We start from the raw sequence: 19,815 nt of genomic DNA, 5'->3' as shown, positions 1-19,815 counted from the left end.
CGAGCCCCAGCAGAGGCAGACTTTCAGCGCTACTTCAAGTCACCGCACCCTCAGTTCACCAGATGCTAAAGACCCTCGACCAAATTGGTTTGATCCAAAAGCAACCGGGCCAAACGCGCAGCATCCAACTGCTTGTCCCGCCTCAAGAGCTCCCAATCCTCGGCATAGACAACCCGTCATAATCTCTCAGACGAAACACTAGGCGATGCCGTCTGTGCGGTTCACTGCGGCGACAAAATCCCCAACCGCCCAGACCCGGGCCGGTTTCTTCACGGTGATCGAGAAACCGCATCCGCAGCCCTCGCTCCTCAATGTTGCCCAGAACATTGGAGGTGACCGACCCTCTAGCCATTTTTTGAAGTACTGCGCGAAATTCCGATGTTGGATCGGATCGGGAAGACGCCTATGTTCGACTGCGCACCCGCCAGATCTCGATCGCTCCCTTCGATCGACATGGCAACCAATAGAGGCATCCGTCATGACCAAAGGCTCTGATCTCCTCGTCGCCGCGCTCGAAAACGAAGGGGTCGACCGCATTTTCGGTATTCCAGGCGAAGAGAATCTCGATGTTGTCGAGTCTATCCGCAAATCGTCCATTCAGTTGGTGCTGACCCGGCATGAGCAAGCGGCTGCATTCATGGCTGCGACCTATGGCCGGCTGACGGGTAAACCGGGTGTCTGCCTGACGACGCTTGGCCCAGGCGCCTTGAACCTTTCGACGGGCGCAGCATACGCGCTGCTCGGAGCCATGCCATTGGTAATGATCACCGGACAGAAAGGGATATTGTCATCCAGGCAGGCCCGGTTCCAGGTGGTCGACGTCGTGGCATCGATGAAGCCGCTCACCAAGCTTGCCAGGCAGATCGTCTCGCCGCAGATGATCCCGACAATGGTCAGGGAGGCATTCCGGATCGCACAGGAGGAACGGCCGGGGCCGGTTCATCTCGAGCTTCCGGAAGACATCGCCGCCGAGGAATGCGAACCGGTCGCGTTGATTGCTCCGCATCAACTGGAGTTGCCGATCGCGAGTGGCGCGGCCCTCGATCGTGCAGCCGCGCTCATCACAGCGGCGAAACGCCCGCTACTCATGCTCGGGGCCGCGGCCTCGCGCCCCCGCTCGACGTCGGACATCGCACAGTTCGTCATCCGCAGCGGCATCCCGTTCTTCACGACGCAGATGGGCAAGGGAACGGTTCCAGGTGGAACGGAGCTTTACATGGGCACCGCCGCCTTGTCAGAGCGGGATTATGTCCACGAGGCGATCGAACAGGCTGATCTCATCATCACCATCGGCCATGACACGATCGAGAAGCCGCCGTTCATCATGGGCAAGGACGGTCCGCATGTGGTCCATGTCGGATATCAGCCAGCGACCGTCGAACAGGTCTATTTCCCGCAAGCAGAAGTTATCGGCGATATCGGCCCATCGTTGAAGGCGCTGGCGGATCGTCTCGAAGGCAAGCTGCCGAACGCCCAGGCTCTTCTTCATCTAAGGGAGCGCATCCTCGAGCGTATCGCGACTCGGGCGACGGAGGATCGCTTCACGCCGCAGCGCCTGGTCCACGACATCCGGGAGGTCATGCCGCATGACGGCATCCTTGCGCTCGACAACGGGATGTACAAGATCTGGTTCGCGCGGAACTATCGGACGCGCATGGCGAACACGCTGCTGCTCGACAACGCTCTTGCAACCATGGGCGCCGGGCTCCCGTCGGCTATGGTCGCTTCGATGCTCTATCCCGATCGCCGCGTCATGGCGGTCTGCGGGGATGGCGGCTTCATGATGAACTCCCAGGAAATCGAGACGGCGGTCCGGTTGAAATTGAACCTCGTCGTCCTCGTCATCGAGGACGACGCCTATGGGATGATCCGCTGGAAGCAGGCTGTGGACGAGTTCCCGGATTTCGGAATGACATTCGGCAATCCGGATTTCGTGAAATATGCAGAGTCCTACGGCGCCAAGGGGACAAGGGTCGACGATATCAGTCAGTTCAAGCAAGCGCTCGAAAATGCCTTTGCTGGTGGTGGCGTTCATCTGGTGAACGTCCCCGTCGACTATTCGGAAAACGAACGCGTGCTGGTGAGGGAATTGCGCGAACGGCTTCCCGCCATCCTGGAGGATCAAGATGACGCCTAACCTGAAGGTCTATCAGGCATACGATCGCGAGGTGATTGCGGAAATACCGGCCGATGACGCTGCTGCCCTCGAGCACAAGCTCGACATTGCCGCGAAAGCCTATGCTGATCGTGACGGCTGGCTGCCGACCCATCGCAAGATGGCGATCCTCAGAAGGGCGTCCGAGCTTCTTTCGGAGAACCGTGACCGCTTTGCAATGATGATCGCCCGCGAGGGTGGCAAGCCGCTGACGGATGCCATCATCGAGGTCACGCGCGGGATCGATGGTCTCGTCAATACGGCGGACGAGCTGCGCAATTTCGGCGGCAAGGAAATCCCGATGGGCCTGACCGCCGCCAGCACCAACCGGTGGGCCTTCACCACCAAGGAACCTATCGGCGTCGTGGCGGCAATATCGGCGTTCAACCACCCCCTCAATCTCATCATCCACCAGATTGCGCCTGCTGTCGCCGTTGGCTGTCCGGTCATCGTCAAGCCGGCGGCAACCACACCGATTTCCTGCGTCGAGATCGTCAAGCTGTTCTGGGAGGCGGGACTGGACGAGCGCTGGTGTCAGACGCTCATCACCGAGGACAACGCGCTTGCCGAGCGCTTTGCCACAGATCCGCGTGTCGCCCTCATGAGCTTCATCGGCTCGGCAAAGGTCGGCTGGTATCTAAAAAGCAAGCTGCCTCCCGGCACGCGATGCGCGCTGGAACACGGCGGAGCAGCTCCCGTCATCGTCGATCGTACTGCCAACATCGACCTCATCGTCGGGACGATCGTCAAAGGCGGCTATTATCACGCAGGCCAGGTCTGCGTATCGGTGCAGCGAATCTTCGTTCACACTGACATCCTGGACAACTTCACCGCGGCGCTTGCCTCCAGGGTTGCGAGCCTTCGTGTCGGTGATCCCACTCTGAAAGAGACGGAGGTCGGACCGCTGATCCTGCCGCGCGAGACCGAACGGGTCGCAAACTGGATCCAGGAAGCGACCGATGTCGGAGCAAGGCAATTCGGGGGAGGGCGGCTGTCCGAGACCACGCTCCTGCCTTCTGTCCTGCTCGATCCACCGGCGGACGCCAAGGTGTCGCGACTTGAAGTCTTCGGGCCGCTCACCTGTGTCTATGGTTATAGCGACGTTGACGAGGCGATCCGCATGGCCAACTCGCTGCCATTCGCATTCCAGGCGAGCGTTTTTTCCACTGACATAGCCGTTGCGCTTAAGGCGGCAAGGCATTTGGATGCATCGGCCGTGCTTGTGAATGACCACACGGCCTTTCGAACCGACTGGATGCCTTTTGCTGGGCGCAGGCAGTCGGGATATGGAGTCGGCGGTATTTCGTACACGATGGGAGAGATGGCCGACGACAAGATGGTCGTGTTCAACGGCGTCAATTGATCGGCGTAGTCGCTTCCAGGGGACAGGGTTGACGCAGTTTCAGGCCGACCAAGCCGTCCAGCAAGATCGGAAATGCCACGACTGTAATTGCCTCCGTGGTGTTCATGATTATAGATCCCGTACGATCCACTCGCTCTTCGGCTCTTGTTATGCGCGCGTGCCACGATGGCGTGGCCGTGCATGTGAAAGGACGCAAGATCCGGGCACATCAAGCCTCGGCACATTGCTAAATGGGAGAGCAACACCCGGCTCGCCAAGTTGCCGATTAGGTGGAAGATGGGATATCGCAAGCCCGTATCGGATCAGCCGTGCCCGGGAATTGCCCGTTTCCGTTTTCATCGATGGCGCTTACATTCGCGCGGTTCCGGCCTACCAAATCTGGCAATTCGAGGTCGCCATGGGGATTGTCGCGCTCGCGCGCAAGCTGCTCGTCGCGCTGTGGAAATACGTCAATGCCGGCGTCGTTATCGAGGGCGCGGTCATAAAGACCGCCTGATCGGTTACCCGAACTGAATTCTGCAATCTTCCAGGATCCGATTGGTCCTGGCGGATCCGGGTTGGACGAACCGAGCAGTTGCATGGCCCTGAAAATGGGCCGCTGTGTAGAATGGTCCCGTCCTCCTGAGCCCTTGTCCGCCCGCAAGCGGGATGTTGGTGCGGCTGTCTCGGACAGCGACCGTATATAAGTTGGATTTGGCTTGGCAACGAGCCTCGTCGCGCAGTCGGGCTCAGACCATGGATGCCGCAATAATCGACGGAGTGCAAAAAATGTCACCTTGACGACAGTTCCGTGTTGACCCCCTCATATAAGCAACTGCCCCCAACGAAGCGAGTCTTCAGGCGTGAGCATGCGACATCCTGTGATGGCGCACGCGAACTCCCATTTGTAAATCGCTGCCTTTGAAGGTATATAGGAATGATGTATTTCTATAGGAGTTTGTGATGTCCTCCACCCTTTCGGCGAATGTCGATGGCAGAACGGCCACGAAATTGAAGATGGTGGCTTCGATGGAAAACAGGTCCGTATCAAACGCGGTTTCCAGCGCAATCACGGTCTTCGTTGGGCTTCCCAAGGGTGTCCGCGATTTCTTGCTCGAGTTGAATGCACAAGACGACCAAGACACTATCATCAGGCTTGGCCGCGAAATGATGGCAGCGGCGGCGCGCGTTCGTCTCGAGAAGGCAACTACCGACCTAGCATCCGAGCACCGGTTCGGGGGGCCGGAAGACGCGTCCAGCGAGATCGACATGTTGGAAGAAGCGACGGCCCTCACCCGTGCCGCAACGCACCGGAAATAAGGTATGGATCGTCCTGTCCGAGTGCTGCTCGATGTCAACGTCTTCGTCGGCAGCATAATGGCGCACGACCGTGGTCGTAAAGGAACTGCTACCCAGACCCTGGTGTCCATGATGAGCAGCCAAAAATGGGGCATAGATGACAGAGCTCAGCCAGTCATCTCGTTCGAGATGATCGAAACCCTTGAAACGGTTCTCCGTCGGCTGCAATTCACGGAAGACCGCAAAGGCATATACCGGCTCCATTATCGACATCATGAAATATGGTCCAGATTCGCTTGATCCCTATCTTATCCTAGGTGGAGAAGAGCGCTTCGCCATGTCCGACGTGGAGTATGCAGGCGTGTTAGCTACGGCCTTCGGTGCCGGAGCTGACATTCTTGTTACGGACAATCTGATGGATTTCGCGACCAAGGATGCTTCTGTCGTAGACACGCAAGTGGTGAACACTACTTCTTCGGGCCAGCGAAGCCTGCAGGCTCTAAGATATGAGATTGGCAGCGCGGATCTCATTGTCGCGCACCCGTTCGATGTAATGCAATGGTTGCGCTTGGGCTATGATTTTACGCCGGGCACCCTCTGGAGCGCCATTCAGAAACCCGGCAATGAACCTGGCCTATGATTACGGGCAGCGTTCTCACTTTTGTAGTTCTGGTGGCACTTGCTACATAATTCCGGAAAATCGTTGTGCGTGGCGTGCCATTATTTCTGATGTCGCTGGATATACGTCTGGCGTTGGAGCGGTAGCATAGACCTGCTCTCGTTCGTAAGGTCTTAACGACATCTCTCATCCATCATCGTCTATGGTAAACATTTCGGGTTGTGAATTGAGGAGGGTTCGGGTTTCGACGTCGTGACGAAGGACGAAGGACGAAGGACGAACAAGAAGCTCAAACCCTCCTCGATAGCCCCGGAAACCACTTAGAAATGGGCACCAAACTGTTCAAAAAAGCCGTGCCACTTCTCTGCGCACCACGCAGGCAAGCCCATCGTCCATAAGATGTTGGACGACGAGGTTATCAGGCGGATCTACGATCCGGCCAAGTACCATGGCGGTGGTACCGGAAACGATGCCGGTTTCGGCGAGATCGTTGCCAAATGGCGTCATGCGGAGCTTGATGCCGGGCGCTAGCTCGAGCATTCTCGCTGCAAGCGCGGGCATCAACACAAGCTCCACATAGCTATTGGGCGCAAGCGTGAACAGTCGTTCGGCCTCAACTGGGCGAAACTCCTGCTGGTGGCGACGAATAGGAACGTTGTATGGAAGGGCGGGCGCGAAAGGCCGCCCTCGGTTGTCAGAACCCTTCGAGGACGACCTTGCCGATGGTCGAGCCGCTCTCGAGCTGAGCATGCGCCTTCTTCAGGTTGTCGGCATTGATCGCGCCGAGGCGCACCGTCGCCGTGGAGCGGATGCGGCCAGCATCGGCGGCGGCACCGACCTCGTCGAGAATCCGTCCCTGGTCGATCATGTCGGGCGTCTGATAGATCGAACGGGTGAACATCAGCTCGTGATGGATCGACACAGCCTTGCGCTTGAACAGCATGATGTCGAAGCTCTTCGGGTCATCGATCAGCCCGAAGCGGCCCTGCGGCGCTATCAACTCTGCGATTTCCACCACATGCTTCTCCGTCTGGGTGGTTGAGAATACAAAGGCAGGCGCGCCGATGCCCAGATCCGCGATCTGCTGTGCCAGGGGCTTCGAATGGTCGACGACGTGGTGGGCGCCCATCTTCGTCACGAACTCGCGCGTCTGCGGACGCGACGCGGTGGCGATGACGATCAGGTCTGTGAACTGTCGGGCAATCTGGATGGCGATCGAGCCGACGCCGCCGGCACCGCCAATGATCAGAATGGCGTTCGCAGCACCCGACACCGGCTTCTTCACATTTATCCGGTCGAAAAGAGCTTCCCAGGCTGTCAGTGTGGTCAGCGGCAAAGCGGCGGCCTCGGACCAGTCCAGCTTGGAGGGCTTGTGGCCGACGATGCGCTCGTCGACGAGATGGAACTCCGCGTTGGTGCCCGGCCGAAGGATCGAACCCGCGTACCAGACCTCGTCGCCCGGAGCGAACCTGGTGACCTCGGGGCCGACGGCGGCGACGACGCCCGCAGCGTCCCATCCGACAACCTTCCAGTCCATGCCCTGTGCCGGGGGCGTGCTGCGGCGGATCTTGAAGTCGACGGGGTTCACCGAAACCGCCTTCATCTCGACCAGGATATCGTGGCCTTCAGGGACCGGCTTGGCGATCTCGATGTCTACGAGGGAATCTGCCCCGTCGATGGCCGAGGGGGTCTTATATCCGACTGCTTTCATTTTCTGTGCTCCTTGAACTGCTTTCACTTGGCGAAGTTGCGAAGTGCTTCTTCGCCAGCTTCCTGGTCCTGCGCCCAACTTCCGCCGGAGATGCCGAGGCCGCCGATGATCATGCCGTCTTCCATGATTGGGAAGCCGCCGGCCGCCGCCATCACACGCGGGACGTGGCGAAGGTTCGACGCGCCTCGGTCTTCAAGGAGGTCGACCCACTGTGCGGTCGAGAGGCCGAAGGAGGCTGCCGTGTAGGCCTTGTCGATGGCGATGTTGACGGCGAGGTACGAGCTGCGGTCGCTGCGCTCGAAGGCCTTGAGGTTTCCTGCGGCGTCGACGATGGCGACGACGGGTTCGAAGCCGACGCGTTGCGATGCGGCGATGGTTTCTGCGACGAGCCTTGCGGCGGCTTCGCGTGTGATTGAACGGGAGGTGAAGCTGATTTCTGACATTGGAAATTCCTTGAGGTTGCTTTCCTGGGTGGGGCTTGAGCGGTCCCCCACTTGGTGGGATCGTCGAACCAGTCACCTCCATATAGCCGTACGGGCGTTCTGTTTGGATACGCACAACGATTGCCAATAGTATCCCTCTGGATACCGCGAAGCAGACCGCAGGAAGCGGCGACTGCTCGTCTTTACGATGTAAATTCAATAGATTGCTTGCGCAGATGATCGTCTTTGCGCGGTCGCCGCAGGGCGTGGAATACGAATCTTGCATCTTGCATCCGAGCAGAAACCTGAAATAACTACAATACGACGAACTACATGCGAAGATGCCTCTAAGGATCAAAAGGATACTCTCATGGCCAAGGCCCGTCATTCCCGCTTCGATTGCAATCCGGGCTGCTCGGTCGAGGCGGCGATCAGCCTGATCGATGGCAAGTGGAAATGCGTCGTCCTCTTCCATCTTCTAGGAGGAACCATGCGGTTCAACGAGATCCGCAGGCAGGTGACGGGTGTCACGCAGCGTACGTTGACAAACCAGTTGCGCGAGCTCGAAGACGACGGCCTCATCGAGCGCAAGATCTACGCGCAGGTTCCACCGAAGGTCGAATACACGATCTCGCCGCTGGGACGCAGCCTCGAGCCTATCCTTATCGCATTGAAGGCATGGGGCGACGGGAACATCGGCAGGTTCGGGAAGCCTGTCGCGGCGAACGCTGCCTAGCTCGTCGCCAGCCCTGCAAGGCATGGAAACTGCGTCCCGCACCGGTCTCCATCCGGCCCGGTCATGTGCTTACACCCCAGCGCGGCCCGACGATGAAGCCGCTTGAACGACAGATCAGCTCCGAAGACCTTCACGAGCTCCGACTGCTCGTAAGATCCCTTCCGGTCACAGTGGGCGCACTCGACTTCGATTACGGGCGTCCGCACGTCTCGCAGGGTAGGGCCCCGACGTTGTCGGGTGGGGGGCTTCGTCTTGCCAAGCCATCTCTCCGATTGAAACGGCGGCTCACTACCGGATGCGATTTGACAGGCAAGGCGCCGACGGTGACAAAAATATTTTCAACGGCGGACGCCTCAAGATTATGCTTCTAGGTTTTGATTCCGCTCCAGAATCTGGATTGTCTATGTCCTTTGCCAGTTAAAGGGGTTACGAAGGCGCTTGCGTCAACCGGGCTCTCGCTGATGAGACGCCAGCACTCCAGGCCGCGGCCAAGGCTGAATAGGCTGGCAAGGCCGAAGGGCAGGCGTATATCTGCCCGATACCCGACCATGTGACGCCCGGATCGGTTCATAGTGGTAACTCACGTCATTCTGTTAGCGATGACTAACCCAGTACCTGCGTCCAACCCGCTTGCGACATCACATGGAAACGCACTAAGGGTAGGGAAATCGAATGCGCGGGATTGAGAAATTCCCCGCTATCGAACCTCCAACGACGTCCGAAGAGGCGAAGATGACAAGCTCCGAATGGCGGGTGGGAGTGCTATTTTCCAGAAGTGGAATTAGCGAAATTACCGAAACCGAGCACTTTCTTGGCACTGCGCTTGCGATCGAAGAGGTCAATGCGGCCGGAGGCGTGCTTGGCAAGCCCATCGTTCCGATCGCCTATGATCCGGGCGGGGATCAAACCGCCTATCGTAATCTGGCGCGGCGTCTCTTGGCCGACGACGACGTCAATATCATTTTCGGCGCGTCGATGTCGGCCAGCCGCAAGGCCGTGCTGCCGATTGTCGAGCGGCACAATGGACTGCTGTTTTATCCGTCGATGTATGAAGGCTTCGAGTATTCGGAGAATGTGATCTACACCGGCGCCACCCTCAACCAGAACACCTTCGCGCTCGCGGAATACCTGCTCCGCAACCATGGGCGCCGGATCCTCTTCGTCGGAGCGGACTATATTTATCCGCACGAATCCAATCGGGTCATGCGGGATGTGGTGGAGGCAAAGGGCGGCGAGGTTGTCAGCGAGCGCTATCTTCCTCTCCATGCCGACGAGCAAACGCTGCGTTCCGTTATTTCCGATATCGTTCGTCTCGAACCCGATGCCATCTTCTCGACTCTCATCGGGCGGCCGGCGCAGCGTTTTTACCGCATGTATGCCGAGGCGGGAATCGATCGTAGGCGGGTTCCGATTGCCAGTCTGACCATGGCCGAGAGCGAGATTCGCGAGATCGGAGCCGAGGCGTGCACCGGCCATATTCTTTCGGCGACTTATTTCCAAACGGTCGAAAACGAGGCGAACGAGCGTTTCGTAGCGGCATTCAAAGCCCGTTTCGGCCAGGAGTTCACCACGAGCGTATGGTCGCAACCGGCCTATGCGCAGGTTCACCTGTTCGCCCGAGCGCTTGCCCGGGCCGGATCGCTCGATACCCATCGCATTTCCGAGGAAATTCTGCTGGAAGATTTTCTTGCTCCGGAAGGCCGGATCAATTTCGACGCCGATACCCGTCATCTATGGCTGCACCCCCGCATCGGCGTGGCGCGGGCCGACGGGCTTTTCGACATTGCCTGGCAAGCGCCTGGACCGATCCGACCGGACCCGTACCTGACGGCTTCGCGGTTCGAAGACGTTTGGCTGGAGGCCTGAGATGGCGGGACCGAGCAGGATCGTTCAGGATTTGCGGCGCGCACGCGTTCTGGTTGTCCATCCGCGCGACGAGGACGGCAACTTGCTGATCGCCCACCTCAAGCGCCTTGGCTGCGAGGTTCGGGCGACCTGGCCCCTTCCGCCTGCCTTACCTCCCGACATAGACACCGTCTTCCTGCATGTCGAGGATGTCCATGTCGAGCACGCGCTTGAGATCATCGACCTCCAGCAGACGGCGGTCATCGCGATCCTGACCTATGAGACTCCGACAGCACTCCAGGCGATCATCGACCTCAACGCCCACGGCGTTATCAGCAAACCGTTACGGCCGCTCGGCATTCTGACGCAATTTGCACTTGCACGATATCGGCAAAGCTACGAAAAACGGCTCGCCGGCAAAGTGCAGAAACTCGAGGAAACGTTGAAAAGTCGCCGGCTGGTCGAAAAAGCCGTTTCGGCGCTGCGGGTCATGAATGGTCTCGACGAGGACGCCGCCTATAAGCTCTTGCGCGATCAGGCGACGTCAAAGCGCGTTCCGATGGCGACGATCGCCGAATCCATAATTGCCGCGCAGGACACCATGAAAAGCCTTGGGCTATCCATCGGCGGAAAACCTCAAACTTAAACCCTTAGCTGTATCTACGCACCTTTTGAAAAGGCCCGATAAAGCGGCTTGACGGTCCCATTCTTTCGTGCCAGCCTAAAGATAACGAGCAGGTTTGCTCAGCGGCAGGGCTGCCGTATTCACATCATGGCTATGTAGCCTCTGGTTCACGGATTGAATTCCGTGCCAGGGGTTTTTTGCGTTTGGAGACGAGATTGAGCATCAAGACCTCGACCGCGCGGATGGTAACCGTCGCAACCGTCCAGTTCGAACCGATCGTCGGTGATCGCGCCCATAACCTCACAGCCATCGAGCGGCTGGCAAGGGCAGCGAAGGCCAAGGGTGCGGAAATCGTCGTTCTGCCGGAACTGGCCGACAGCGGCTATAGCTTCCGTGACGGCGACGAGGTTGCCGCATTGGCCGGCCCGGTACCCGGCGGCCCGAGCGCCGAGACGCTTTGCCGCCTTGCCGGGGAGCTTGGCCTTTACATCGTCAGCGGCGTCGCCGAACAGGATGGCGACAGGTTTTACAACAGCGCTCTCCTTTGCGGTCCCGAAGGGTATATCGGCAAATATCGCAAGCTCCATTTGTGGAACAACGAAAACCGCCTTTTCCGAAAAGGTGATATCGGGCTGCCGGTATTCGACCTGCCCTTCGGCCGTATCGGCATCGCCATCTGCTATGACGGGTGGTTTCCGGAAACATTTCGCGAATTGGCGCTGGCCGGCGCGGAACTGGTCTGCGTGCCCACCAACTGGGTACCGATGGCCGGGGCGGAAAGCGCTGCTGAGCCGATGGCCAATATCCTGCACAAGGCGGCCGCCCACACCAATGGCCTTTATATCGCCTGCGCCGACCGGATCGGTATTGAGCGCGGCCAGACCTTCATCGGCCGCAGCCTTATCGTCGGCCCGCAAGGTTGGCCCATATCCGGTCCGGCCAGTGCCGATCGCGAGGAAATCCTCCTTGCACAAATCGATCTGTCGAGCGTCACGGAAACCCGCGCGCTCAACAGCTTCAATCATCTGCTCGGCGACCGCCGAGACGATGTCTACGGGTAATATCAACCCAACTCAAGAAAGGGGAACAAAATGCAAATGAAAACCATCATCCTGACACTGGCATCCGCGGCATTCGCCACCGCAGCTTTTGCCGAGGATCCAATCAAGATCGGCGTGCCGGTGGGGCTGTCAGGCGCCAACAGCGTCGTCGCACCGTCCGTCGTTCAAGCCGCCGAACTCGCCGTCGAAGAAATCAATGCCAAAGGCGGCGTGCTCGGGCGGCCTTTGGCGCTTGAGATTGCCGACGATGCATCAGGAGCAGCTGGCGCGCAAAAGGCTTTCGATTCCCTGGTTTTCCAGAAGGAGGTGAATGTCGTCATCTCCATGGAGACGAGTGCTGCACGCAATGCCGGACTGCCGATCATTTCCAAGGGTGATGTGCCGTATATCTATACGTCATTCTACGAAGGCAAATCCTGCAACGCCAAGCTTTTCGTCGATGCCTGGGTTCCAGAACAGCAGGTGCCGCCTGTCGTTGATAATTTCATCGGCAAACAGGGCGCAAAGAAGTTCTTCCTGATCGGCTCGGATTATGCTTTCGGACGCGGCATGCTGACCTTCGCCAAGGGCTACATCGAAAAAGCCGGTGCTCAGGTCGTCGGCGAGGAATATCTGCCGATGGACGGCAGCGACTGGACCGCCATCATCTCCAAGGTCCGCTCCTCCGGCGCCGACGCCATCATTACCTCGACGGCCGGCGGCGCACCGAACGTGACCTTGACCAAGCAGTTGCGCTCGTCCGGCGTCACCCTGCCTTACGGCAATCTCGCGGTCGACGAAGGTACCGCCAAGAGCATGGGCGCGGATGCCAAGGACATCTTCCTCTCCGCATCCTACGTCACCGGCATCGACAGCCCTGAAAACAAGGCGTTTCTCTCGGCCATGGAAAAGAAATTCGGCAAGGAACTGCGAACGCCGAACGATCTTTCCGTGCCGCAATATGAGGCGATCTACCTTTACAAGGCAGCCGTCGAGAAGGCCGGCAGCGCCGATACGGCTGATGTGCTCAAGGCCCTTCCCGACGTATCCTTCACCGGCCCGCGCGGCAAGATCTCCATGAACAAGCAGCATCATGCGCCGCTGACGATGTATCTTGGCCAGGTAAAGGACGACGGCAGCGTTGCAGTTGTCGATAGCTTCAAAGACGTCAATCCTGGCGATCAGTGCCCGAACCTCTGAAATCAGCGGGGCGGGGCAGGGGCCCCGCCTCCAGCATCGGAGTTCCAGAAATGACCCTCTTTCTCGATATCGTCAGTACCGCGGCCATTCTCTTCATCGTTGCCGCCGGGCTGCTTGCGATCTTCGGCGTGCTGAAGATCATCAATTTCGCGCATGGCGCATGGCTGACCATCGGGGCTTACTGCGCCGTCGTCGTCAGCGGGTTCGGCCTCAATCCATGGCTTGCCATTCCTTTCGCATTTCTGGTCGGAGCGATCCTCGGCGGCGTTGCCGAACGGTTCGTCGTGCGGCCTCTCTATCGTCGACCGCTCGACGCCATTCTTGCAACCTGGGGGCTAGGCATTGTCATCGGCCAACTGCTCACGCTTTGGTTTGGCCGTGACGTGCAATTTACGCCGGCACTGCTGCCCGGCACCGTCGACCTCTTTGGCACCGGTTATTCGGCCTACCGCCTTTTCGCCATTGCCGCGGCTATCGGTCTGGGTCTCGGCTTCACCTCGCTGCTCGATGGGACAAGGCTTGGTCTTTCCGCGCGGGCAGTCATCATGAACGAAACGCTGGCGCGCGGGCTCGGTATCGACACCGAAAAGGTGCGGCTCGCAACCTTCATGATCGGCACCGGCCTTGCCGCCCTTGCAGGCGTGCTGCTCGCGCCATTGACCAGCGTCGATCCCAATATGGGCGTCGCCTGGCTGACCGGCGCCTTCATGCTAGTGATGGTCGCGGGCTCTTCTTTCGGCGCGCTTGCCGCCGCCTGTCTCATCTTCGGCGCCGCTCAGGTGTTCGTCAGCACCTATTTCAGTCCGATCCTCGGCGGCATCACCGTCGCCGTCCTTTGCGCAGTCACATTGCGCATACGTCCAAAAGGATTTACCCGTGCCTGACAAACAGAAACTCCGGCTTGTTCTTTTGCTGGTGCTGGCGTCTGCCGCAATTCTGCTGATCGTTTTCGGACCGATGTTCCTCGGCCGCTTCAGCCTCAACGTCCTCACGCGTTCGATGATCTACGCCATGCTGGCGATCACCGTCGATTTGCTGTGGGGTTATACGGGCGTTCTCACCTTCGGGCAGGCAGCATTCTTTGGCGTCGGCGCCTATGCCACCGCCATGGTTCTCACCCATATCGGCGCAAGCCCGGCGCTTTTCGTCGTCGCCCTTGTCGCCGCCGTGCTCGTTCCGCTCCTGCTTGGTCTCGCGGTCGGCTGGCTGTCATTCTATCACGGATCGACACCGCTCTATGCCACCGTGATCTCGCTCGTCGTGCCGCTCGTCGTCACACAGCTCATCTTTTCGGGTGGCATCTGGACCGGTTCATCGAGCGGCCTCGTCGGTTACGAAACTCTCCCGCTCGGGCTTCCTGGCTATTTTCGCCTGTCAGGCACCTGCCTGCTGGCTTTGGCCGTGCTTGGGATCGTCTTTGTCCGGTCGGACGCCGGCCGTCTGCTCACCGCAATCCGCGACAATGAAGCCCGCGTCGCCTATCTCGGCATGAACCCCGCTCGGTTGAAAATAGTCCTCACCGGCGTTCTTGCCGGCGTATGCGGCCTTGCGGGTTTCCTCTATGCCAATGCGTCCGGTGTCGTCGCGCCCGAGAACACCGGCTTTGTATTCGGAACCGAACTGGTCGTCTGGACGGCGCTTGGCGGTCGGGGAACAATCGTCGGGCCCTTGTTCGGCGCAATCGGCATCGATTATCTGAGCGCCAGTCTGTCGGGCGATCTGCCCTTCCTGTGGCAGCTGATCGTTGGCGCGCTCTTCGTCGTTATGATCATCCTTTTGCCGGGCGGCCTCGCCTCCCTGGTGACGCGTTTCCTGCAGTCCGCAAACTCCAACAGCACGTTGAAGCCCTTGCCGACGCGCATCGTCGCCAAGAATGGTGCGTTGGCAGGCAAGAGCCTTCTGTCGATCCGCGGTCTCGGCAAATCCTATGGCAGCTTCTCCGTCCTGAAGGGCATTGACCTTGAAATCGGCGCCGGAGAACTCGTCAGCCTGGTTGGCCCGAACGGCGCCGGCAAGACCACGCTGATGCGTTGTCTGTCGGACGGCACCCAGGAGATCGACGGTCAAGTGGATATTATCGGCGCCAATATCGCCGGTCGTTCACCCGAGCGCATCGTCGCCCTGGGGGTCGGCCGGAAATTCCAGGTCGCCAGCATCTTCGACAGCATGACCATCGTAGAATGCCTGAAGATGGCGCGTCTCAGCCGCGAGACACCCAGCCTGATCCGATCGATCGCCGAGATCACGCTGCCGACAGCAGCAGCCGAGATCCTGACGCTCACCGGCATGGCTGACATGCTGGACAAACCGGTCTCGCTGCTGTCGCATGGTCAAAGACAGGCTCTCGAACTGGCGATGGTTGTTGCTCTGGAACCACGCATCATTCTTCTCGACGAACCGACCGCGGGCCTTACCAAGCCCGAGCGCATGACCATCGGCGCCATCCTCAAGAAACTCACGGACGAGATGGGTTTCGCCGCCATCCTGGTCGAACATGATCTGGATTTCGTACGCGACATATCGAGCCGCATCGTGGTTCTCCACCAGGGCAAGCTCGTTCTCGACGGCACGGTGAATGACGTGGTCAATTCCGAAACGGTTCGCACCATCTACGCAGGAGGCGCCCATGGCTGACCCGTTCAAACTCAAGCTCAGCGGCGTATCAAGCGGATATGGTGCGGTCGATGTCGTCAATGGCGTGTCGCTCGCCATCCGGCCCGGCGAGATCTTCGCCCTCATGGGCAAGAACGGCATGGGCAAAACGACACTGCTGAAGACGATCCTCGGCTTCCTGCGCGTCGGCAAAGGCAAGATCGAGGTCGACGGCGCCGCTATCATCAACAAGAAGCCAGCCGAGCTGGTCGCCTCCGGGATAGCCTATGCCCCTCAGGAATTGCCGTTGTTTCAGGATCTATCCATCCGCGATAATCTGCGCCTCGCACTCAAAGGCGATCGGGATCTGCCATCCGCACTGGAGCGGGTCTATGGCTATTTCCCGTTTCTGAAGGATCGGCTGACACAGAAGGCCGGCACGCTTTCGGGCGGTGAGCAGAAAATGCTGATCCTCGCGCGGGCACTGATGCTGCGACCAAAGCTGCTGCTGATCGACGAAATCTCCGAAGGCCTGCAGCCCTCTGTCGTCCAAAACATTGCCAGAGCGTTGAGGCACGACCGTGAGCAACGCGGCACGACGATCCTGTTGGTCGAACAGAACCTGGACTTCGCCCTTTCGGTGGCGGACCGCTGGGCCATTCTCAAACTTGGAGCGATCGAAGACGAAAGTCCCAATGGTCCAGACAGCCGCAACCGTGTCCTGCAGCATCTGAAGATCTAGGGAGCGGTCAAATGCAGGACCGGTGGAATGCATTCATGCCCTATCCGGATGCCAATGTCGGGCATGCGGCGACCGGCCCGCTTTCCGGTCTTCGCCTGGCGGTAAAGGACCTTTTCGACGTCGCCGGCTACCCGACGGCGGCCGGTAATGCCGTGTTGCTCGCCGCCTCCGGCATCAAGACATCGACGGCGCCCCTGGTCCAGACACTCTTGGATGCCGGTGCCCGATTCGTCGGCAAGACCAATACGGACGAACTTGCCTATTCCCTTCTCGGCGGCAACCTCCATTTCGGAATGCCGAAAAATCCGCGCGATCCAGACCTCATTCCCGGCGGGTCGTCGTCGGGTTCAGCCGTGGCGGTTGCTGCTGGCCTCGCGGACCTCGGTCTTGGAACAGACACGTCCGGCTCGGTCCGGCTGCCCGCCGCCATCAACGGCCTCATCGGCTGGCGGCCGACACACGGAAGCCTCGACATTGGAGCGTTGCGTCCGCTGGCGCCAAGCTTCGATGTGCCGGGTTTCATGACGCGGAGCCTGGAACCAATGGCCGCGGTGATGAGCGCCGTCGGCATGCCTGAGGCCGATGACCGACCATCATCCATTCTCATTCCCGAGGATGTTTTCGAAATCATCGATGACGCGATCGCCGACGAGATGATCGCCGGTCTTCGATCGGCGGCCATGCCTATTCGCGAAGCGGGCTCCATCGGCTCGTTCAGCTTGGACGAGCTTGCTCTGGCATTCGTCACCATTCTCCAAAAGGAAGCCTGGGAAAGCAACAGAGCGCTTTTCGAACGAAGCCCGCAGGCTATCTCGCCCGACATTGCCGCGCGTCTTCTAGCAGGATCGCGCCTATGCGAGGAGGAGGTGCACGAGGCGCGTCGGGTTCGAGAGCACTTTTCCAGGGAGATTGATCGACTGTTTGGCGAAGATGCCATCGTGGCTGTTCCGACATTGGCTATGCGTCCACCAAGGCGCGATGCCCCGCCGGAAAGCCACGCAACGTTTCGCTCCGCCTGTATCAAACTTCTGTGTCTATCTGGACTTAGCGGCCGCCCGCAATTGGCATTTCCGATTGCCGGTTCTGACAGGAGGATTTCATTCTCTTTGATAGGTGGAAGGAGCACCGACAGAGCGCTGGTGAATGTGGCGAAGCGACTACGATTTGAGTGAAGAAGCTGCCGTTTCAGAGAAACGAATGGGGTGCAGCCTGTTCGAAAACATTGGAAACCTGCGAGCAGCCAAACCAGCAGGTGGATGCACGGCTAACACCGCGGGTTGATAGACAGATACGTGGCGTTTCTATTTCACGGGTCGCTCGCTCAGATCCCGTCACAGGCGGGCATTGCTTTGCAGCCAGCAATAACCTATATGTAGGCATGTTCCTACATGGAGGCTGCTATGAGCATCACGAGTTTCTCTAGCCGGGAGTTGAACCACGACGTGAGTAAGGCAAAGAAGGCTGCCAATAAGGGGCCTGTAGTTATCACAGATCGCGGGAAGCCGTCCCATGTGTTGATGACCTACAGCGAGTTCGAGCGCCTGACCGGCAAACGCCGCAATCTTGTCGATGCTCTTTCAATGCCCGGTTTGTCAGCCATCGATTTCGATCCACCCCGAGCCGACATTGCACCTCGCGGAGTCGATCTGTCTTGAAGTATCTGCTGGATACAAACGTCGTCTCCGAGCTGCGTAAAGTCGGAGACGGTAAAGCTGATCCGAATGTGACGAAGTGGGTCGGTGCTCAAGGTTCCAGCGACCTATTCATTTCCGCGATTACGATTCTGGAACTTGAGCGCGGGATATTGAGCATCCAGCGTCGAGATGCTTCCCAAGGTTCTCGCCTGCGGGCATGGATGGACAGCCGTGTCCGCCCTGAGTTCGCGGAGCGAGTTCTGTCAATTGATGACGCGATAGCAACGCGTTGTGCCCACTTACATATTCCAGATCGCCGTAACGAAGCCGATGCCTTGATAGCGGCGACCGCGCTGGTTCACGGTTTAACGGTGGTCACACGGAATGTTCAAGATTTCGATGGAACCGGCGTGATCCTCGTCGATCCATGGCGCGAATAACATCGGGTGCGCCCTTCGCGAGCCGATGTCTTTTTCGGGGAATTCCTGGGATCGCCTCAGCCACTTTGCCAGCATCGTAAGGGCGGAAGGTTGGTTTCCGTTGTTCAAGAGCTTGGATAGCCGGCAATGCGCTTGGCCAAGCGACCACCGATACACTTCTCGACGTTTTCGATGGGCTATTGGAAGGCGCGCCGGCAAAATGGAGCGTGGTATTCGATTGCGTCCTTTGCGACACCAGCCGATCGTCTCGTAAGGAACGACAAACGCCGCGCCCGAGCCTCAAGTCTTCGACTTCGCGCGCAGGCTGACATTGAAGCGGAAATAGAGCCAGATCGCACGCGCGACAATCTCGATTGGCGTAAGAGACAACCAGGGGCGCCTTGATGAAACAACCATTGTCGCCGTAGCCGGGAAAGCAGCTCGTCGCGATGTGGAAATATGTGACGGCTGGCGTTGTAATCGAGGTTTCCGTCATGAAGGCTGTTTAAGGGGACCCCACGCCGACACCTCATCCCTCGCGGCCTGATCGGCTTTGACGCCGCATCAAGGACGGGTCTCGCCGTTTGGGCCTATGTCACCGCTGCCGCTGCGGTGGGGGGGCCAGTCTCAGGCGGCCGGCAGCGCGCTGATCGGGATGTCGTCGCTCTCGTCGCCGCGCTCGAAGGCCATTTGGTCGGCGAGCTGGCGGAGTTGGTTGAAGTCGGCCGGGCCGTCGAAGGAGATGCCGCCGAGGCGGATGGCAACGGAAAGCGCCGCGCCGTCGGCGCTGAACGTGGCCGCGGAGACGCCCGTGCGGATGCGGGTGCCGATGTCGCGGGCGTTCTCGAGAGTGGCGCCAGGCAGGAAGATGCCGAGTTCGTTGGTCGCAAGCCGCGCCACGAGATCGCCACGGCGAACCGAGGACTGGACGATCAAGGCAAGCGACTGCATCACGGTATCGGCCCATTGCGGCCCGTAGCGCCGGCCGATGTCGTCGAGCGTATCGACGATGACGGCGATGACGATGCCGCCGGCATTGGTGGCCACATGCTTGCGCCGGTCGATAAAGTGCTCGACTGTCGAAGAGAAACTGCGCACCTGCAAAACGCCTGCTCTTCGGAAAAGTAATGCTCCGCTACCTCAGTTGCGCGGAAGTGCCGGTACGGGGAACAGTTGCAGAAGCGCTGTAACAGGTTTACTTTAGATTTTTCTAATGCCGCCATTGGGCTGTGGGGGGTGGATTCATGCGCTCGTCAAAGGTGTGGCGGCGATAAAGTTCGTCAAGCCGCCAACCAGAGTCAAAACACGCCGCCGAGTTGCATATTCGATCATCATGAAAGCGGCGTCCCCATCATTGATAGTGAAGAGCTGGGTTCGTCAGCGGGGCTGACCTGATCCGAAGGGGACTTTCAATGGAGCATTCGGGTTGAGGGC

General features: G+C 59.2%; 18 protein-coding genes and 3 pseudogenes. 17 read left to right on the top strand and 4 right to left on the bottom strand.

Annotated features, from left to right (window positions below; genetic code table 11):
* Nucleotides 1–478: 478 nt before the first annotated feature.
* The 5 genes and pseudogenes from GGD50_RS28290 (at nucleotide 479) to GGD50_RS28270 (ending at nucleotide 5,436) form a co-directional block, all read left to right on the top strand.
* Nucleotides 479–2,137, top strand: a complete 1,659-nt coding sequence (locus GGD50_RS28290; protein WP_183940402.1) for an acetolactate synthase large subunit — start codon at nucleotides 479–481, stop codon at nucleotides 2,135–2,137.
* On the top strand, nucleotides 2,127–3,518 hold the full coding sequence (locus GGD50_RS28285) for an aldehyde dehydrogenase family protein (protein WP_183940401.1): 1,392 nt from the start codon (nucleotides 2,127–2,129) through the stop codon (nucleotides 3,516–3,518). The genes GGD50_RS28290 and GGD50_RS28285 overlap by 11 nt, the downstream gene beginning before the upstream one ends.
* Before the next feature lie 28 nt (nucleotides 3,519–3,546).
* Nucleotides 3,547–3,939 (top strand): annotated as a pseudogene (locus tag GGD50_RS32955) (hypothetical protein); the annotation flags it as partial.
* 521 nt (nucleotides 3,940–4,460) lie between these two features.
* Nucleotides 4,461–4,817 carry a hypothetical protein gene (locus GGD50_RS28275; RefSeq protein WP_183940400.1) on the top strand — a complete coding sequence of 119 codons (357 nt, stop codon included), beginning with the start codon at nucleotides 4,461–4,463 and terminating at the stop codon, nucleotides 4,815–4,817.
* Between the two features lie 181 nt (nucleotides 4,818–4,998).
* A complete protein-coding gene (locus tag GGD50_RS28270; protein ID WP_246451575.1) occupies nucleotides 4,999–5,436 on the top strand; it encodes a hypothetical protein in 438 nt (145 codons plus the stop codon).
* Nucleotides 5,437–5,775: 339 nt separating this feature from the next.
* Here GGD50_RS28270 and GGD50_RS28265 read toward each other — a convergent pair.
* The 3 genes and pseudogenes from GGD50_RS28265 to GGD50_RS28255 form a co-directional block, all read right to left on the bottom strand.
* Nucleotides 5,776–6,051, bottom strand: a pseudogene (locus GGD50_RS28265) (type 2 periplasmic-binding domain-containing protein); the annotation flags it as partial.
* Nucleotides 6,052–6,109: 58 nt separating this feature from the next.
* The gene (locus GGD50_RS28260; RefSeq protein WP_183940399.1) at nucleotides 6,110–7,126 is read right to left on the bottom strand and encodes a zinc-binding alcohol dehydrogenase family protein; all 1,017 of its coding nucleotides are present in this window, start codon (nucleotides 7,124–7,126) and stop codon (nucleotides 6,110–6,112) included.
* A 23-nt stretch (nucleotides 7,127–7,149) separates the two neighbouring features.
* The gene (locus GGD50_RS28255; protein WP_183940398.1) at nucleotides 7,150–7,569 is read right to left on the bottom strand and encodes a GlcG/HbpS family heme-binding protein; all 420 of its coding nucleotides are present in this window, start codon (nucleotides 7,567–7,569) and stop codon (nucleotides 7,150–7,152) included.
* A gap of 349 nt (nucleotides 7,570–7,918) precedes the next feature.
* Between GGD50_RS28255 and GGD50_RS28250 the strand changes: the two genes are divergently transcribed.
* From GGD50_RS28250 to GGD50_RS33575, 12 genes and pseudogenes are all read left to right on the top strand, one after another.
* Nucleotides 7,919–8,284, top strand: a complete 366-nt coding sequence (locus GGD50_RS28250) for a winged helix-turn-helix transcriptional regulator (protein ID WP_183940396.1) — start codon at nucleotides 7,919–7,921, stop codon at nucleotides 8,282–8,284.
* A gap of 732 nt (nucleotides 8,285–9,016) precedes the next feature.
* Nucleotides 9,017–10,150 carry a transporter substrate-binding domain-containing protein gene (locus tag GGD50_RS28245; RefSeq protein WP_183940395.1) on the top strand — a complete coding sequence of 378 codons (1,134 nt, stop codon included), beginning with the start codon at nucleotides 9,017–9,019 and terminating at the stop codon, nucleotides 10,148–10,150.
* Nucleotide 10,151: 1 nt separating this feature from the next.
* The gene (locus tag GGD50_RS28240; RefSeq protein ID WP_183940393.1) at nucleotides 10,152–10,775 is read left to right on the top strand and encodes an ANTAR domain-containing response regulator; all 624 of its coding nucleotides are present in this window, start codon (nucleotides 10,152–10,154) and stop codon (nucleotides 10,773–10,775) included.
* Nucleotides 10,776–10,969: 194 nt separating this feature from the next.
* The gene (locus tag GGD50_RS28235) at nucleotides 10,970–11,815 is read left to right on the top strand and encodes a nitrilase family protein (protein WP_183940391.1); all 846 of its coding nucleotides are present in this window, start codon (nucleotides 10,970–10,972) and stop codon (nucleotides 11,813–11,815) included.
* Nucleotides 11,816–11,845: 30 nt separating this feature from the next.
* Nucleotides 11,846–12,994, top strand: a complete 1,149-nt coding sequence (locus tag GGD50_RS28230) for a substrate-binding protein (RefSeq protein WP_183940389.1) — start codon at nucleotides 11,846–11,848, stop codon at nucleotides 12,992–12,994.
* A gap of 50 nt (nucleotides 12,995–13,044) precedes the next feature.
* Nucleotides 13,045–13,878: a branched-chain amino acid ABC transporter permease gene (locus GGD50_RS28225; RefSeq protein ID WP_183940387.1), complete on the top strand. Its 834-nt coding sequence runs from the start codon at nucleotides 13,045–13,047 to the stop codon at nucleotides 13,876–13,878.
* The gene (locus GGD50_RS28220; protein WP_183940385.1) at nucleotides 13,871–15,628 is read left to right on the top strand and encodes a branched-chain amino acid ABC transporter ATP-binding protein/permease; all 1,758 of its coding nucleotides are present in this window, start codon (nucleotides 13,871–13,873) and stop codon (nucleotides 15,626–15,628) included. Before GGD50_RS28225 ends, GGD50_RS28220 begins: the two co-directional genes overlap by 8 nt.
* A complete protein-coding gene (locus GGD50_RS28215; RefSeq protein WP_183940382.1) occupies nucleotides 15,621–16,328 on the top strand; it encodes an ABC transporter ATP-binding protein in 708 nt (235 codons plus the stop codon). The genes GGD50_RS28220 and GGD50_RS28215 overlap by 8 nt, the downstream gene beginning before the upstream one ends.
* Before the next feature lie 11 nt (nucleotides 16,329–16,339).
* A complete protein-coding gene (locus GGD50_RS28210) occupies nucleotides 16,340–17,500 on the top strand; it encodes an amidase family protein (protein WP_183940380.1) in 1,161 nt (386 codons plus the stop codon).
* A 228-nt stretch (nucleotides 17,501–17,728) separates the two neighbouring features.
* Nucleotides 17,729–17,983 (top strand): type II toxin-antitoxin system Phd/YefM family antitoxin, encoded by a 255-nt coding sequence (locus tag GGD50_RS28205; protein ID WP_183940378.1) that lies wholly within the window; start codon nucleotides 17,729–17,731, stop codon nucleotides 17,981–17,983.
* Nucleotides 17,980–18,402: a type II toxin-antitoxin system VapC family toxin gene (locus GGD50_RS28200; protein ID WP_183940375.1), complete on the top strand. Its 423-nt coding sequence runs from the start codon at nucleotides 17,980–17,982 to the stop codon at nucleotides 18,400–18,402. Before GGD50_RS28205 ends, GGD50_RS28200 begins: the two co-directional genes overlap by 4 nt.
* Before the next feature lie 358 nt (nucleotides 18,403–18,760).
* Nucleotides 18,761–18,890 (top strand): annotated as a pseudogene (locus GGD50_RS33575) (IS110 family transposase); the annotation flags it as partial.
* 118 nt (nucleotides 18,891–19,008) lie between these two features.
* Here the strand turns inward: GGD50_RS33575 and GGD50_RS28195 are convergent.
* Nucleotides 19,009–19,479: a GGDEF domain-containing protein gene (locus tag GGD50_RS28195; RefSeq protein WP_343070029.1), complete on the bottom strand. Its 471-nt coding sequence runs from the start codon at nucleotides 19,477–19,479 to the stop codon at nucleotides 19,009–19,011.
* Nucleotides 19,480–19,815: the final 336 nt, after the last annotated feature.

It is taken from the genome of Martinezella paranaensis, from assembly GCF_014200235.1.
GTDB lineage: Bacteria > Pseudomonadota > Alphaproteobacteria > Rhizobiales > Rhizobiaceae > Rhizobium > Rhizobium paranaense.
This window is presented reverse-complemented; position numbering and strand designations above follow the sequence as displayed.